The sequence below is a fragment of the Massilia sp. ZL223 genome (assembly GCF_018119395.1).
GTDB lineage: Bacteria > Pseudomonadota > Gammaproteobacteria > Burkholderiales > Burkholderiaceae_D > Telluria.
Window position 1 is genome coordinate 1 of the sequence record NZ_JAGPWD010000043.1, and the last position, 14,932, is coordinate 14,932.

13 protein-coding genes are annotated in these 14,932 nt (G+C 68.4%); 3 read left to right on the forward strand and 10 right to left on the reverse strand.

Features of this window, described 5'->3' with window-relative positions; all coding sequences use genetic code 11:
- Positions 1 to 76: 76 nt before the first annotated feature.
- From KBW95_RS21055 to KBW95_RS21070, 4 genes are all read right to left on the reverse strand, one after another.
- Positions 77 to 832 (reverse strand): OmpA family protein, encoded by a 756-nt coding sequence (locus tag KBW95_RS21055; RefSeq protein WP_211529261.1) that lies wholly within the window; start codon positions 830 to 832, stop codon positions 77 to 79.
- Positions 829 to 1,782 carry a type VI secretion system-associated protein TagF gene (tagF, locus tag KBW95_RS21060; protein WP_211529262.1) on the reverse strand — a complete coding sequence of 318 codons (954 nt, stop codon included), beginning with the start codon at positions 1,780 to 1,782 and terminating at the stop codon, positions 829 to 831. The genes KBW95_RS21055 and tagF overlap by 4 nt, the downstream gene beginning before the upstream one ends.
- Positions 1,782 to 5,552: a type VI secretion system membrane subunit TssM gene (tssM, locus tag KBW95_RS21065; RefSeq protein WP_211529263.1), complete on the reverse strand. Its 3,771-nt coding sequence runs from the start codon at positions 5,550 to 5,552 to the stop codon at positions 1,782 to 1,784. The genes tagF and tssM overlap by 1 nt, the downstream gene beginning before the upstream one ends.
- Positions 5,553 to 5,667: 115 nt before the next feature.
- Positions 5,668 to 6,510, reverse strand: coding sequence for a M15 family metallopeptidase (locus KBW95_RS21070; RefSeq protein WP_211529264.1), 843 nt, complete (start codon positions 6,508 to 6,510; stop codon positions 5,668 to 5,670).
- 59 nt (positions 6,511 to 6,569) lie between these two features.
- Between KBW95_RS21070 and KBW95_RS21075 the strand changes: the two genes are divergently transcribed.
- From KBW95_RS21075 to KBW95_RS21085, 3 genes are all read left to right on the forward strand, one after another.
- Complete coding sequence (locus KBW95_RS21075) at positions 6,570 to 7,220, forward strand: hypothetical protein (protein WP_211529265.1); 651 nt, start codon at positions 6,570 to 6,572, stop codon at positions 7,218 to 7,220.
- A gap of 110 nt (positions 7,221 to 7,330) precedes the next feature.
- Positions 7,331 to 8,977, forward strand: coding sequence for a VRR-NUC domain-containing protein (locus tag KBW95_RS21080; protein ID WP_211529266.1), 1,647 nt, complete (start codon positions 7,331 to 7,333; stop codon positions 8,975 to 8,977).
- Positions 8,959 to 11,250, forward strand: a complete 2,292-nt coding sequence (locus tag KBW95_RS21085) for an ATP-dependent DNA helicase (protein WP_211529267.1) — start codon at positions 8,959 to 8,961, stop codon at positions 11,248 to 11,250. The genes KBW95_RS21080 and KBW95_RS21085 overlap by 19 nt, the downstream gene beginning before the upstream one ends.
- Here the strand turns inward: KBW95_RS21085 and KBW95_RS21090 are convergent.
- The 6 genes from KBW95_RS21090 to KBW95_RS21115 form a co-directional block, all read right to left on the reverse strand.
- On the reverse strand, positions 11,247 to 11,975 hold the full coding sequence (locus KBW95_RS21090) for a LytTR family DNA-binding domain-containing protein (protein WP_211529268.1): 729 nt from the start codon (positions 11,973 to 11,975) through the stop codon (positions 11,247 to 11,249). The two genes, KBW95_RS21085 and KBW95_RS21090, sit on opposite strands and share 4 nt — an antisense overlap.
- A 13-nt stretch (positions 11,976 to 11,988) precedes the next feature.
- Positions 11,989 to 13,053, reverse strand: coding sequence for a sensor histidine kinase (locus KBW95_RS21095; RefSeq protein ID WP_211523939.1), 1,065 nt, complete (start codon positions 13,051 to 13,053; stop codon positions 11,989 to 11,991).
- Positions 13,053 to 13,763, reverse strand: coding sequence for a LiaI-LiaF-like domain-containing protein (locus KBW95_RS21100; RefSeq protein ID WP_211523938.1), 711 nt, complete (start codon positions 13,761 to 13,763; stop codon positions 13,053 to 13,055). The genes KBW95_RS21095 and KBW95_RS21100 overlap by 1 nt, the downstream gene beginning before the upstream one ends.
- Complete coding sequence (locus KBW95_RS21105; protein ID WP_211523937.1) at positions 13,753 to 14,130, reverse strand: LiaI-LiaF-like domain-containing protein; 378 nt, start codon at positions 14,128 to 14,130, stop codon at positions 13,753 to 13,755. The genes KBW95_RS21100 and KBW95_RS21105 overlap by 11 nt, the downstream gene beginning before the upstream one ends.
- A 226-nt stretch (positions 14,131 to 14,356) precedes the next feature.
- Positions 14,357 to 14,530: a hypothetical protein gene (locus tag KBW95_RS21110; RefSeq protein ID WP_211523936.1), complete on the reverse strand. Its 174-nt coding sequence runs from the start codon at positions 14,528 to 14,530 to the stop codon at positions 14,357 to 14,359.
- Between the two features lie 72 nt (positions 14,531 to 14,602).
- Entirely contained in the window at positions 14,603 to 14,764 is a 162-nt protein-coding gene (locus KBW95_RS21115; RefSeq protein WP_169444569.1) for a hypothetical protein, read from the reverse strand.
- Positions 14,765 to 14,932: the final 168 nt, after the last annotated feature.

Here is a 14,932-nt window from a genome sequence, read left to right on the forward strand (position 1 = left end):
CCCCCCCCCCCCCCCCCCCCCCCCCCGCCCCCCCCCCCCCCCCCCCCCCCACGGTTTTGATGGTGGTGGCTAAGGCTTACTGCACCACCTTGAACTCGATCCTCCGGTTCCTCGCCTTCCCTTCCGCCGTCCGGTTATCCGCCACCGGCCGATCCGGCCCTTCCCCCGACACCGCGACCGAATCCTCGGCCACGCCATGGCTGACCACATACGCCTTGACCGCCTCCGCCCGCGCCTGGCTGAGCGACAGGTTGCTGGCCCTGGACCCGGAATTGTCCGTATGCCCGATCACCTCCACCTTGACGCCCTTCAGCTTGAGCATGGCCGCCGCCATCTGGTCCAGCACCGCCATGCCCGCCGGCGTCAGGGCCGCCTTGCCCGACTCGAACTCGATGATCCGGTTGGCCAGGGCCTCGTCCAGCACGCTCTGCTGCGACACCGCCACCCGCAGCCCGTTGTTCACCGTATAGGTCGGATTCAGGCTGGCCGCGATATCGCCGGCGATCTTCTGCCGCTGCTCCTCGCTCTCGACATCGCCGCGCAGGCTGACCTTGTTGCCGTCCACCTTGAGCTGGCCCCCTTTGATCAGCTTGAGGTTGGGCCCCACGAGTCGCTGTACGTAGTCGTTCCAGTTGGCCGGCGTCGACACCGTGCCGACCGCCAGCTGGTCCACCACCCGCGACGCGCCGTACAGCGTGCGCAGGCGTTCCAGCAAGGCCGCCTTGCTGGCCTCGTCGGCGACGGTGCCGCTCACCACGACGGGGGCCTCGGATTGGGCCTGGGCGCCGCCGGCCGCCAGCGCCAGCAGCAGGAAGATGCGATGAAGTCTCACGCCGCGCCTCCAATGAAGGTCTTCATGAACAATTCGCGCGCCAGATACAGCGGCAGGTCGGACTGGGCCAGGTAGCTGGCCAGCTCGCGCACGTCGGTGTCGAACTGCAGCTGCTCGTCGATCCAGCCGGTGTCCTCCAGCCGGACCTGCAGTTCCGCGCCGACCAGCGGATCGATCATCGCGCGCAGGGTCTGGGCCAGGGCGCCGCAAAAACCCACCACCAGCACCGGCCGCTCGTCCTGGCGGGTCAGGAACAAGGCCAGGTCGAAGCTGGAGCGGCGCAGGAAAGGCGCGATCAGTTCGAGCCACAGCGCCGCCACCGCGTGCCGTTCCTCCTGCCCCGCCGGCAGCGGCAGGACGAGGCTCTTGTGCAGCTCGGCCGGCTGGCTGTGCATCACCGGCTGCAGCAGCAGGCCCAGCGCTAGCACCAGGCGCGCCGCGCCGCAGCGGCCCAGCATCGCGTCGAGCGAGCCGACCGTGCCCTCGGCCAGCAGGCGCGCCAGGCCGTTTTCGTCGCCCGGCGCCACGGCGCCCTCCGCGATGGCCTGAAGCCAGGGCGCCGGGTCGCTCGCGGCCAGCACCTTGGGACAGGTCTGCTCCAGGAACATCCACAGCGGCCCGAAGGCCAGCGGACAGCGCGCGACGAAAGCCGCCGGATCGGCCACTTCCAGCGTGCGGGCGGCGAGAAAGGGAAAGCGCCGTCCCGACTGGTCGCGACTCGGCACCAGGTGGCCGGCCAGCGCATGGCGCCGCGCCGGCCCCACCAGGGCGAAACTGGCCGGGGCCATGGCGTCGTAGTTGATGCGCCAGCGCGCATCCGACGGCAACAGGGTCATCACCTGCGCCAACCATTGATCGAGCATGCCGATCGCCGCCGTGTCGGGCGCCAGCTTGACGAAATCGGCGCGCGCCGGGATCTTGCCGAAGTAGCCGATCCGCTCGTTCCGCATCACGGCGCTCCGTTCAGGCTGGCCACGGCGGCCGGCGCTTCGGCCGGCGCGGCCCGTCCGACGATGGCCGGCGGCAGGCGCATGCCGTGGAAGCCCTTGCTCGAGGCCTGGGATCCGCCGCCGCTCGCGTCCGGGCTGCTGACGATCTTCAGGTCCACCGACACCGCCGCCGCATTGGCCCCATTCCCGGCGGCCCAGCGCAGCTCGAAGGAGCCGTCGTCCTTGCGCTTGCGCTGGGCGGCGGCCACCATGCGCTTCAGGCCGAACTGTCCCGGCTCGTTGAACAGCTCCACCGTGCGCCCGTCGAAGGTCACCGCCGTGATGCGCGCTCCCGCCACACCCTGCGGGCCCGGATGCACCATGTTGGTCCAGCTGGGGGGAGTGTTCTTGTAGCGCAGCTGCTGGCCGTCGACTTCGATCGTGTATTCCATCAGGCCGGGCCCGGGCTTGGGGAGAAGCTGGAATACGGTCTGGTCCGCGGCGGCCGTGGCCACGCCATTGCTCGAGAGCGGCGCCACCCAGCCCGGGAAAGCCGCCACCGCCTGCGGTTCGAGCTTGATGCCGATGTCGGCCCAGGTGCGCGCGGCCAGCACGTCGCCGCGCCGCACCACCAGCGGTCCCATGGCCGTGTTGACGAACTTGGCCACCGCGCCCTCGGGACCGAACACCTGGCCGATTTCGGCCGGGCTGGCCTCCACCTTGGAGGCCGCATCGAAAGGATATTTGTTGGCCAGGGTGCGCTGGAAGGGTTCGACCACCTGCGCCTGCCAGGTCTTGTTGATCTCCGCCTCGGACGGCAGCACGATCATGGCGAAGGTCTGGATCAGCGGACGCACCAGCAGCGGGCGCAGCGCCGACTTCTGGCTGTCGCTCATGCCGGTCAGCATCTGCTCGTCGACGTAGCGCAGCGCCTCGGCCAGCTCCGAGTCCTTGCCTTCCAGCGTCTGCTGCATGAACTGCTTGGCGCCCGGGCCGGGATCGCCCTGGTTCTTGAGCTGGTTCAGGCGCGTGCGCAGGCGCGACAGCGCGTCGAGGTAGCCCGTCATCAGGGAGGCTTCTTTTTCCTTGGCCCCGACCAGGCGGGCGACGGCCGCGAACTCGCGCCCGATCGGTCCCGCGCCCGCCTGCTGCTGCGCCAGCAACTGCGCCGGATCGACCGCGTCGGCCAGGGTACGGGCGTCGGACGGCGCCCGGCGCAGCACCACTTCCTTGAACCACTGGACCACGCCGCGCTCGGTCTTGCCCAGCGTGACCTGGACGCCGCCGGGGCTGTCCCAGGCCGTTTCCTGGTAGATGGTCTGCAGCAACTTGGCGATCGGCGAGGTCTGCGGATCGCCAAGGCGGTTCATGGCCTGCACGCTGCCGTCGAAACCCTTCAGGTCGGCGATCGCCACGCCCTGCACGAACTTCATCCACTCCTTCGCATACTCGGCCTTGTACATGTCGATCAGGGCCTTCTGGATCTGCTCGGGGCTGCCCTCCAGGGTCAGGTCGTCCTTGGCGGCGGTCTTGAGCACCCAGTCGACCGTGTTCAGCTCGCGGTTGGAGGCGTCGCGGATCGCGCCGAGCACGAACTTTTCCCAGGCCGCGCGGGTGAAGGCGCCGCTTACCGCGTGGCTGCCGGCCACCAGGGCCTGGTCCTGCTCACCCACGATGCGCGCCACCGTCACCGCCGGGAAGCGCGTCGCGGCGCGCGTCTTGATGTCGGCGTAGACCCGTTCGCGCGCCGGCGTGCCGCGCACCACGCGGCGCAGGTGCTCGCGGGTGCCGTCCAGGAGGCCGAGCTTGAGCGTGACCTGCGGCCAGGCCGGGTCCTGGATCTGGGCCAGGTGGAAGGTCAGCAGGCGTTCCGCGCTGCGGATCATCTGCTCGCGCGACATGGCGCCGCGGTTGGCTTCCAGCCAGTTGCGCCAGTAGCGCGTCAGCTGGTCGTTCAGGTGGCCCGGCTCGGCATGGCTTTTATCGCCCAGCATCAGGTAGGTCTTGAGGGCGTTGTAGGCGTCGCCCACGCTGGTGGGCGAGACGTCCTGGTAAGGCTGGCCGGGCTTCACCGAGGGCGTGCCGGCCTGGCTGGCCGGGTCGAGCTGGCCGGCGTTGGCGTTGACCTCCTGGAGCATGGTTTCGAGCGCCGCCGTCACCGGCTCCACCATCACCGCGCGCACGCCGGCGAAGTATTCGTCGCGCAGCTTGCGCTCCAGGGTCCCGCCCTGGTACAGGCCGAAGGCCAGCGCCCAGGGCTGGTCGTTCCCGTAGCGCTCCAGCTGTTCGATGCGGTCCTGCAGGATGTCCAGCGCTTCCAGGCGCGCCTGCAGGTCGATCCGGCTGGCCTGCAGCTTCTTCACCTTGTCCAGGTCGGACTGCACGTTGCCCACCAGCTGGCGGTTGCCCATGTAGGACCAGGACCAGGCGCCCATGGCCGCGCCCAGCAGGACGGTGGCGCCGAAGAAGGCCGCGATCTTCCAGCGGCTGGCGGCCGGGTTGGTGTAGCGCTTGACCAGCTCCTTGTCGGCGAAGATCACCTTGCGGAACAGCTCGAACAGGAAGTAGCCGGATTGCTCCTCCACCTCGCTGGCGCTGCGCTCGCGCAGCGCCAGGTCGAAGCGGCTGGCCACGCGCCTGCTCGACAGGTCCTGGACGCTGCCTTCCTGCAGCGCGCTGGTGAAGTAGAAGCCGCGGAACACGGGCTTGAACTGGTAAGTGTTCTCCTCGAACAGCGTGGCCAGGAAGGCCCGCAGCGGCGTCTTGATGGCGGCGAACTCCAGCGGGAAGGTGAACACGCCGGGGCGCATGGCGCTGCCGCCTTTGCCCAATGCGCCGCCCATGCTGGCCAGGCTCATCTCCTTCAAGCCGTCGTGCAGTTCGTCGAAATGCTCGTCGAAGAAGCCCAGCACGTCCTGGGGCGCGCTGCGCCGGTTGTAGCGGAGGGTGGCGCCCCAGATGCGGTCGCGTTCCGCACGCTCGGTATCGTGGAAGAAGTCGGTGAAGCCGGCGACCAGGTCGGCCTTGGTGAACACCACGTAGACCGGCGCATGCACGCCCAGCCGCTCGGTCAGTTCCTGCACCCGGGTGCGCAGGTTCTTCGCCAGCTCGTGCGAAGCGCTGGTGGGGCCGGCCACCAGTTCGGCCACGCTGACCGCGATCAGGATGCCGTTGATCGGCGCCCGGCCGCGGTGTCTTTTCAGCAGGTCGAGGAAGCTGAACCACTCGGCGCGGTCGTCCTCCTGCACCGAGTAGCGTCCCGCCGTATCGAGCAGGATGCCGTCGGTGGTGAAGAACCAGTCGCAGTTGCGGGTTCCGCCCACGCCCTGCAAGGCCTTGTTGCCGGGGATCGGGAAGCTCAGGCCGGAGTGGACGATGGCGCTGCTCTTGCCGGCCGCCGGGTTCCCGATGATCATGTACCAGGGCAGCTCGTAGAGCGCCGCGGCGCCCCGCGTCAGGCCCAGCTTGGAGGTCTTGATCGTGGAGATGGCTTCGGTCAGGCTCTTGCGCAGGACCGCAACATCGTCCTTGCCTGTGTCCTTACCTGAGTCCTTCCCCGCTTCGCCTTGCGCGATCGCCTCGCCGAGCCGGCGCGCGGCCCGGCCGCGCAGCCAGCGCCGCACGGCCCACCATGTGCCCCAGCAGGCCAGCAGGGCAAGGCCGGCGATCGCGGCCCAGATCATGCCGGCGCCGGTCAGTTCGGCGCCGATCACCAGAATTGCCGCGAGCGCGGCCACACCGATCGCGACAAGCACACGCCTGTCGGTCAGAAACTGCCAGAGTCGTGCCATGACGGGATATGGTTGAGGGTTGCGAAATAAGTCCTACAGGAAATGCTCGCACGCCTGCGCCGGCCGTCACTTGAGACTGCGCAACTGACCCGGAAGCCCATGCCATCAGGGTGGATCAGCGCCGCATTACGCCGCTCAGGCGCAGCTCGATATGGCCGAAGTCCATCATGGTCCAGCGTCCGCCCCAGGTCAGGCCCAGCGATTCGGCCACCTCGCCATACAGCTGGTAGCCGCGCATGGCCCAGGGGTCTTTTTCCGAGATCACCAGTTTGCCCTCGCGCAGGAAGGCGCAATCGGCGGCCAGTCCGTACTGGTGCCAGCTCTGGAAGGCGCGCGCATTGGTGACGTGGCCGCCGGCCTGGGCCAGCTGGTCCTGGCGCGCGGGGCTGCGGTAGCCTTCCAGCAGGGCCATGTCGTAGCCATGCTTTTCCTTCATGATCTTGAAGGCCAGCAGCAGGCGCTGGCTGAAATCGGGGTGCAGCAGGCCCCAGTTGCGGCTGGCGCCGGCCAGCATCGGGCGCACCAGCTCCACTTCGCGCGTGGTGAAGACCACCGGCGGCAGCGCGACGGGCGGGACCAGGTGCTCGCCCTTGAGCAGGGCCGCCACCTGGGCGTCGGGCAGCACCTCCGCGCTCTCGTAGACGGGCAGCATGGCCGGGTTGCTCAGGGCCAGCGCCAGCAAGGGTGGAATCAGCACCACCGGCATGCCGATCGCGAAAGCGGGCTTGTGCTGTTTGACGAACCGCAGCAGCCGCTCCCCGGCATCCGGCGCCGGCTCCTCGCGCAGCAGGCCGGCGTAGCGCTCACCCGCATACCTCCACGCGCGGGTGCGCTGTTCCAGCCGGCTGCGCAGGCCGAGCAGTCCGCGCGCGATCGCGCTCCGTCCCCTTGGAAAAAGCACAAGCCAGATCGCGATGGACGCCAGGCAAACGTACAGAAGGGCGACAAAGATCAGCATCAGGACTCCCTAAATTGTTTCTAATCAGAACCAGGAAAGCCCATCTTAGGAGTACTGCCGTGCGTCCTTCAGACGAAAATCAAGCCACCTCCACGCGCCCCAACCTGATGTCGGCATCCAGGCCAGGCGCCAGCCGCCACGGTGAAGACAGCATCCTGGCCAAGCTGGAACGCGATCCCGCGCGCCGCCAGGGCGGACGCAGGCTGCTGCGCAGGATCGGCTATGGCGCGGGCGCCATGCTCGCGGTCGCCCTTACGGGCACGCTGGCCTGGCTGGCCGCCGACAACGGCAAGTCGCAGCCGATGCTGGCCCAGGCCGCCGTTCCCGAGGCGCCGCACCCGGTGACGGCGCCAGCGCCACACCAGCCGGGCGCCGCCGCCCTCATCGACGAACCGCCTCCCCCGCCGCCGCCGCTGCGCCTGCTGGAGGGCCCGCGAATGGCCGCGCCTCCGCCGGAACCGGCTCCGGAACAGCGTCTCCCTGCGCCGAAGGCTGCCCTCGCGATCCAGGCTGCGCGGCCGAAGGCGGTGGCGGCGGCAAAGCCGCGCCCGCCCGCCGCGCGTCCGGCAACGCGTCCCGCACGCACGGCAGCGCCGCCAAAACAGGCCGAGGCGCCGGTGGACAGCGACGTCGCCCTGATCTCGGCCGTCATCGTGCACGCCAACGGCCACGCGGAAGCACGCGAGGAGGAAGCCCGCGCCCGGGATTGAGCCCCGGTGCGTGGTAAAAAGCCCGCGTCCTGGTCTTAACAGGGCGAAACTGCTGGGTCTTCGCTGCGCGGAACGTTATACTGTACATAAGCACAGTAAGGCGTTCCGTCATGATCAGGGTTCTGGAAAACGAGTTTTATTATCTGGACAACTTCCAGCGCGTCCTCGACTGGATCGGCGAACGCTATGGCGATCTGCTGGACGAGGACGAGCACGCTTTCCTGGCCGCTTTCCCCGTCTTGCCGCGCAATGCGCGCGCGCTGTTCGTGCGCATGGTCATGCGCAAGGGCGAGCTGTTCCGCGCCAGTAAGCTGAACTACGTCGAGATCGGCTGCCCGGTCGAGGCCGCCGGTCATTTGCTGGGCACGGGCTGGGTCGTGGCCGATCCCGAGCTCACCCTCGACGAGCTGTTCGACCTGCTGTCCAAGCCCGAGATCCTCGAAGCCTTCGGGTCCCGGCTGCGCGTGAAGAACGCGCGCAAGGCCGAACAGCTCGAGGCCTTGCGCGAAGCCTGCGCCGACAGCCTGCCTTTCTCGCACTGGTACAAGGATTGCCCCGACCTGGCGCTGCGCATCCTGGTCAAGCCCCTGTGCGACCGCCTGCGCCTGATCTTCTTCGGCAACCTGCACCAGGACTGGACCGAATTCGTGCTATCCGACCTCGGCCTGTTCCGCTACGAGCAGGTCGAGTTCTCGCCGGATTCGCGCGGCTTCCGCCAGCGCCGCGACGTCGACCATTACCTGCAGCTCCATGCCTGCAAGGAGCGATTCGCGGCAGGCGAGCCGCTCGACGACGTGGTGGAAGACCTGCCCTGGCACGCCTTCGACAACGACTGGCTGGACAGCCGCCGCGAAAAGCTCCTGTTCCAGATCGGCCAGCACTACGAAAAGCTGAAGGACTGGGACAAGGCCTACGGCGTGTATGCGCGCTGCCGCTTCCCGGGCGCGCGCGGCCGCGCCATCCGTGTGCTGGAAAAGCACGAGCGCTTCGACCTGGCCTACGAGCTCCTCTCGGCTGCCCAGGCCGCGCCCGAGAGCGAGGCCGAGCGCCAGCAGCTGGCGCGCATCGCCCCGCGCCTGGCGCGCAAGCTGGGCCACGCCAAGCTTGCGCCACGCCGCAGCCAGGCGGTCAGGCGCATCGACCTGTGCCTGCCTCTCCCCCTTGATGACTGGTGGGTCGAAGGCGTGGTGCGCGACCATCTGGCGCTCGAGGAGGCGCCCGTGTTCTATGTCGAGAACGCGCTCGCCAATTCCCTGTTCGGCCTGCTGTGCTGGCGCGCCGTGTTCGCGGCCATTCCCGGCGCCTTTTTCCACCCCTTCCACCGCGGCCCGGCGGACCTGCACAGCCTGGACTTCCACCAGCGCCGGGCAAGCGAATTCGCGGCCTGCCTGGCCGAACTCGAGGACGGACGCTACCAGGACACGATTCGCCGCAACTACGCCGAGAAGTTCGGCATCAGCACGCCCTTCGTGTACTGGGACGCGCTCACGCCGGAACTGCTCGACCTGGCCCTGGCCTGCATCCCGGCCAGCCATCTGCGCCGCTGGTGCGAGCGCATCCTGGCCGACGTCAAGACCAACCGCAGCGGCTTTCCGGACCTGATCCAGTTCTGGCCGCGCGAAGGCCGCTATACGATGATCGAGGTGAAGGGCCCGGGCGACCGCCTGCAGGACAACCAGCTGCGCTGGATCGACTACTGCGCGGCCCACGACATGCCGGTGGCGGTGTGCTACCTGCAATGGGAGCAGGCCGCTTGACCGGTGTCGCCAACTACGCGGTCGCGGTGCGCGCCCTGTGCGAGTTCACCGCCAAGCAGGGTGACCTCGACCTGCGCTTCACGCCCTCCCCCAGCGCCCAGGAAGGCATCGCCGGCCATGCGGTGGTCGCGTCCCGGCGCGGCGGCAATTACCGCAGCGAGGTCGCGCTGTCCGGCCAGTGGAAAGAGCTGACCGTGCGCGGCCGCGCCGACGGCTACGATCCGGACGAAAACCTGGTCGAAGAGGTCAAGACCCACCGCGGGAAGGTCGATTCCATCCCCGACAACCACCGCCACCTGCACTGGGCCCAGCTGCGCGTCTACGGCCACCTGATCTGCGTCGAGCTGGGCATGGAGCGCGTGAACCTGGCCCTGGTCTACTACGACATCGGCAGCGGGATCGAGACCGTGCTGCGCGAAAGCCGCGACGCGGACTGGCTGCGCGAGCACTTCGAGCAGCTGTGCGAACGCTTTTCGAGCTGGGCCGCCAGCGAAGCGGAACACCGAACCGCACGCGACACCGCCCTGGGCGAGCTGCGCTTTCCGCATGCCGACTTCCGTCCCGGCCAGCGCCAGCTTGCCGAAAGCGTCTACCGCGCCAACGCCGGCAAGCGCTGCCTGCTGGCCCAGGCCCCGACCGGCATCGGCAAGACCGTGGGCAGCCTGTTCCCGGTACTGAAAGCGATGCCGCAGCAAGGCATCGACAAGGCCTTCTTCCTGGCCGCCAAGACGCCCGGACGCCAGCTGGCCCTGCACGCCGCCGCCAGTCTGGGCGCCGGGCCAGGGGGCCTGCCCTTGCGGGTGCTGGAGCTGACCGCGCGCGACAAGCTGTGCGAGCATCCCGACAAGGCCTGCCACGGCGATTCCTGCCCGCTGGCCAAGGGCTTCTACGACCGCCTGCCGGCCGCGCGCGCCGATGCCGCCACCGTGCCGATGCTGGACCAGCAGGCGCTGCGCGAGGTGGCCGCGCGCCACGAAGTCTGTCCCTACTACCTGGGCAGCGAAATGGCGCGCTGGTCCGACCTGCTGGTCGGCGACTACAACTACTACTTCGACGGCGGCGCCATGCTGTACGCGCTGGGCCTGAACAACGGCTGGAAGCTCAGCGTCCTGGTCGACGAGGCGCATAACATGGTGTCGCGCGCACGCTCCATGTACACGGCCGAGATCAGCCGCGGCCTGCTGCGCAGCGCCCGCGCCGGCGCGCCGCCGGTGCTCAAGAAAGCGCTGGAAAAGGTCGGCCGCGCCTGGACCGATGTCGATCGCGGCGCCGCCGCGCCCTACCAGGTGCTGGACGGCGTACCGGAAAAGCTGGTCAACGCCCTGCAGAACGCCGGCAGCGCCGTCAACGACTACCTGGCCGAATTCCCCGGACCGCTCGACCCCGACCTGCAGCGCTTCCACTTCGACGCCCTCGCCTTCGTGCGCCTGGCCGAATCCTTCGGCGAGCATTCGCTGTGCGACCTGGCGCGCGACGGCGCTGGTTCGACACTGCGGGATTCGACGATCTGCATCCGCAACGTGGTGCCCGCACCCTTCCTCGGCCCGCGCTTCGCCTTCGCCCACTCGACCACCCTGTTCTCGGCCACCCTCAGCCCCTGGCATTACTTCTGCGACCTGCTCGGCATGCCAGCGGACACCGCCTGGGTCGACGTCGAATCGCCCTTCCAGGCCCACCAGCTCCAGGTCCACTTCGCCAGCACGATCTCGACGCGCTACCAGCACCGCAAGGCCTCCGTCGGCCCCATCGCCGACCTGATCGCGCGCCAGTACCGCGAACAGGCCGGCAATTACCTGGCTTTCTTCAGCAGCTTCGATTACCTCGACCAGGTGGCGGCCGAGCTGGCCGACAAGCATCCGGAGGTCCCGGCCTGGCGCCAGGAACGGCGCATGAGCGAGGCCGAGCGCCAGGCTTTCCTGGACCGCTTCGCGCCCGGCGGCGCAGGCGTGGGTTTCGCGGTATTGGGCGGCGCCTTCGGCGAGGGCGTGGACCTGCCGGGAAACCGCCTGATCGGCGCCTTTGTCGCCACCCTCGGGCTGCCGCAGGTGAACCCGGTCAACGAGCAGCTGCGCGAACGCATGCAGAAGCTGTTTGGCGCCGGCTACGACTACACCTATCTCTATCCCGGCATCCAGAAGGTGGTGCAGGCGGCTGGCCGCGTGATCCGCACCGAGAGCGACCGCGGCGTGGTCTGGCTGATCGACGACCGCTTCGCCCAGCCGGGCATCCGCGCGCTGATGCCGGCCTGGTGGGAACTGGATGCGCCGGCCTAGCCGAGCCGTTCGCGCACTTTAGGGTAGCTGCCGCGGCTGATCGGCAGGCGCGCCCCGCTGTGCAGGACGGCACAGTGGTTGTCCTTGCTGACCGCCTCGATGCGCGCGATCGCGCCGACCTTGACGATGTAGGAGCGGTGGATGCGCACGAAAGCAGCCGAATCCAGCTGGCCCTCCAGCTCCGACAGGCGCTGGTTCTTCAGCCAGTGCTTTCCTTCCGCAGCGATCTGCACATAGTCGTCCTGGGCCTCGATGTAGTCGATGCTTGCCGCCGCCACCACGTGCACCCGGGCGCCGTCGCGGATCAGGATGCGTTCCAGCGGCGCGTGGCGCTGGGCCGCCTCGGCCACCACAGCCTCTACCTGGGCCGCCTGCGGCGCGCGCGCCCGGACATGGGCCAGCGCCTGGGCCAGGCGCTCGCGCGAAAACGGCTTGAGCAGGTAATCGATCGCGTGGACTTCGAAGGCGCGCAGCGCGAACTGGTCGTAGGCCGTGGCGAAGATATAGTGCGGCTTGCTGCCGGCCAGCTCTACCACTTCGAAGCCGTCCAGCTTGGGCATCTGGATGTCGAGGAAGACCAGGTCCGGATCGTGCTCGGCGATCGCCTTGACGGCCTCGAAGCCGTTCGCGCATTCGCCCACGATCTCGATGTCCGCGTGCTCGGCCAGGAATTCGCGCAGCAGCATGCGCGCCAGCTGTTCATCGTCGACGATCAATACCCGCATTCCTCACTCTCCCTCAGTCGCCTGCTTCGGCGGGCAGCACCAGGTCTACCCGGAATAATTGTTGTTCCCGCGCCCAGTGTACGCTGGCTTCGCTGCCATAGGCCGCCGCCAGGCGCTGGCGCACATTGACCAGGCCGATGCCGGTCCCGGCCGCGTTCCTGGCATCGTCGTCGGCATCGTTCTCGACCCGGATGCGCAGCAGCGAGCCGGCCCGTTGCGCGCTCACGGTGATGACGCCGCCTTCCAGCCGCTGGCCGATGCCGTGCTTGACCGCGTTCTCCACCAGCGGCTGCAGGATCATCGGCGGCAGCAGGCAGCGCGCGGCCTCCGGACCGATCTCGCTCGCGAAGCCGAGGCGCGGACCGAAGCGCACCTGTTCGATCGCCAGGAACTGCTCGACCAGGGCTACTTCGTCCGCCAGCGCCACCTTGCGGTGCGCTTCCAGTCCCAGGGTATGGCGAAAGAAGCCCGCCAGTTTCAGGGTCATGTCGCGGGCGCGGCTTGAATCGATGGCGGTCAGCGCGCTGATGGAGTTCAGGCTGTTGAACAGGAAGTGCGGATCGATCTGGGTGCGCAGCATGCGCAGTTCCGCGTCCTGGGCCAGCAGCTTGAGTTCCAGCTCGCGCGTCTCGGCGCGCCGGGCGCGTTCGAATTCCAGCGCCAGATAGTGCGCCGCGCCAGCCATCCCGTAGAGCAGCACGCCGACCCCGAACATCACCGCCGCGAAGGGCCGCGACATCCTCACCGCTTCCCAGTCCGGCGCCAGCGCCTGCCACACCCCCGCCCAGGCCGCGCCCGCCGCGCACCACAGCACCGAAGCCGTGACCGCGCTGATCGAGAACACGGCCAGCACCGATCCCAGCGGCTTGCCGGCCAGCGGAAAAGCGCGGCACAGGTAATACGCCGAGAAGCCGCAGGCGCTGGCGTAGACCATGCTCAAGGGCACCGCGAACAGCAGGCTGGCGAGCATGCTCGCGCCGGTGGTCGCCTTGATCAGGCCGGAAAGCAGCAGGCCCAGCATCAGCCAGGCCAGCAGGTAGAGCGCGGCGCTGCGCCGCGCCCAGAAGCCTTCGCCCATCAGTTGCGCACTTCCACGCCACCCATGATTGCGTAGCCGCGAATGACCAGGCGCCTGGCGCCGTCCGGCGGCTGGATGGTCTTGTCCTCGAAGCCGCCCAGGATCGGGGTGCCTTGCAGGATGACGGTCCAGTCGGGCGGACACTTGATGGTCACTCCACCCCAGAAGGCAAAGACATTGATCACCGCCTCCCCCTGGGGCTGGATCGCACAGCCGCGCATGTCGAGCGAGCAGCCGCCCATCACCGCCGTGATCTCGCCGCCGCGGAACGCCTGGCTGCTGACGCGGCGCTCGAAGCCGCCCATGATCGCGGTGCTGTCGATGATATCGTCGGCGATGCCGTCCTTCGCGCCTTCGGCCACCAGGCGCCGTCCGCGCGCCGCCTTCACCAGCATCAGGGCGCCCAGGCCGATCAGGGCCAGCGGCCACACCGCGCGCCAGCTGAAGTCGATGATGTCCATGCGGTCCAGGGTGAGCAGCACGCCGATGCCGACCAGGATCCCGCCCACCAGCCGTCCGCCCGGCGTGGCGGTGTCGCACAGCTTGACGGTGCCGACCACGATGAAGAGCGTGGGCCAGAACGAGACCGCCTGGTGCATGTCGAGGATGCCGAGGTTATCGAGCAGGAACAGCAGTCCCATCGCGATCACCAGGAAGCCCAGGACCACCTGGCTGGTCATGCCGCTGCGCGGCTGGATATTATCTTTCATGACGGTTCCCCGATTGGTTGTTGGCGAAGCGGCGGGCGATGAAGGGCTGGAACACCAGCTTCACGCCCCAGGCAAGGATGAACAGCGGCCAGCTGTTACGGAAGGTCAGGCCGAACAGGTTCTCGAACACGGCGAACAGCCACAGGCCGATGAAGACCAGCCACAGGCCCCCGCCGAATTCCTTCGGGCTCGGATAGCCGATGGTCTGGTTGATGCCGATGACGACCAGCAGCAGCGGCCAATAGCGCCACAGCGACTCGATGTCCATGTAGCCCATGCGGTCGAGCAGCACGGCGCCGCCCACCAGGATCAGGAGCAGGCCCCATACGACCTGCTTGCGCAACCGATACGCGTCTTCCGAATTCATGTTCTTGCTCCCTGTGTGTGATCGAACTGGATGCACGATACCGGATGCCCGGACGGGAGCGGAAGCGGTTTTCGGCGAATGGCGGGCGGCGGGCGGCGAATGGCGAAGAATTCGGCCGGCCGCGAAGGGAAGGCGGCGAACGGCGGCGAGGAGTATGCGCTGCGGGTAAAGAGCAGGCAAAAAAAGCCCGCCTCATCTGGGCGGGCTTTTCGGAACCGAAGATGAATCAGGCGGAGGCGGCAGCCTCGCGTGCAGCCTGCCCCTTGGGCTGGTTGCGGTACTTGGCGCGGGCCTCGGCCTGGCGCACGGCTTCGCGTGCGACGTTCGCGCGCTTGATCTCGAGCCTTTCCTTCTTGCCGCGGTGCTGGGCTTCGTTCTTGTTGCCGATCTTGTGGGTCATGATGCCTCCTATGGTATGCGGAATAGAGTGCCGGCCATGGGCGCTTCGCTGCGCGCCACCGTGCCGTGCATGTTACGAGCGGTTGGTGCCCATCTTGAGGTCCGCAGGCATCAGCATGCCCCAGCCAAGCTGGCGCCGGATTTCCTCCGGGGTTGGGGGCGGTTTCGGATCGCGCGAGCGGCGCTCGAGGTATTCGCGAACCAGATGCTTCGGTGGGTGCTTCACGTCGGACATGGCGACCTCCGCTTCGTTGTAGGGCCGGCGCATCCTGGTGGCCGCGCCGGCCCGAATTCTGGTGCCGGTCCTCGAGGCGACCGGCTAACCTGCTGAGGTGTCGGGACACGCAGAACCGAATCGCACGTCCCTCACTCACACGGCTTCATGATAATGGCGCAGCGGCTG

Excerpts from the sequence above, each read along its gene's own strand:
- tagF (WP_211529262.1), bottom strand. The coding sequence starts at position 1,782 with ATGCGGAACGAGCGGATCGGCTACTTCGGCAAGATCCCGGCGCGCGCC.
- tssM (WP_211529263.1), bottom strand. The coding sequence starts at position 5,552 with ATGGCACGACTCTGGCAGTTTCTGACCGACAGGCGTGTGCTTGTCGCG.
- KBW95_RS21070 (WP_211529264.1), bottom strand. The coding sequence starts at position 6,510 with ATGCTGATCTTTGTCGCCCTTCTGTACGTTTGCCTGGCGTCCATCGCG.
- KBW95_RS21080 (WP_211529266.1), top strand. The coding sequence starts at position 7,331 with ATGATCAGGGTTCTGGAAAACGAGTTTTATTATCTGGACAACTTCCAG.
- KBW95_RS21085 (WP_211529267.1), top strand. The coding sequence starts at position 8,959 with ATGGGAGCAGGCCGCTTGACCGGTGTCGCCAACTACGCGGTCGCGGTG.
- KBW95_RS21090 (WP_211529268.1), bottom strand. The coding sequence starts at position 11,975 with ATGCGGGTATTGATCGTCGACGATGAACAGCTGGCGCGCATGCTGCTG.
- KBW95_RS21095 (WP_211523939.1), bottom strand. The coding sequence starts at position 13,053 with ATGGGCGAAGGCTTCTGGGCGCGGCGCAGCGCCGCGCTCTACCTGCTG.
- KBW95_RS21100 (WP_211523938.1), bottom strand. The coding sequence starts at position 13,763 with ATGAAAGATAATATCCAGCCGCGCAGCGGCATGACCAGCCAGGTGGTC.
- KBW95_RS21105 (WP_211523937.1), bottom strand. The coding sequence starts at position 14,130 with ATGAATTCGGAAGACGCGTATCGGTTGCGCAAGCAGGTCGTATGGGGC.
- KBW95_RS21110 (WP_211523936.1), bottom strand. The coding sequence starts at position 14,530 with ATGACCCACAAGATCGGCAACAAGAACGAAGCCCAGCACCGCGGCAAG.
- KBW95_RS21115 (WP_169444569.1), bottom strand. The coding sequence starts at position 14,764 with ATGTCCGACGTGAAGCACCCACCGAAGCATCTGGTTCGCGAATACCTC.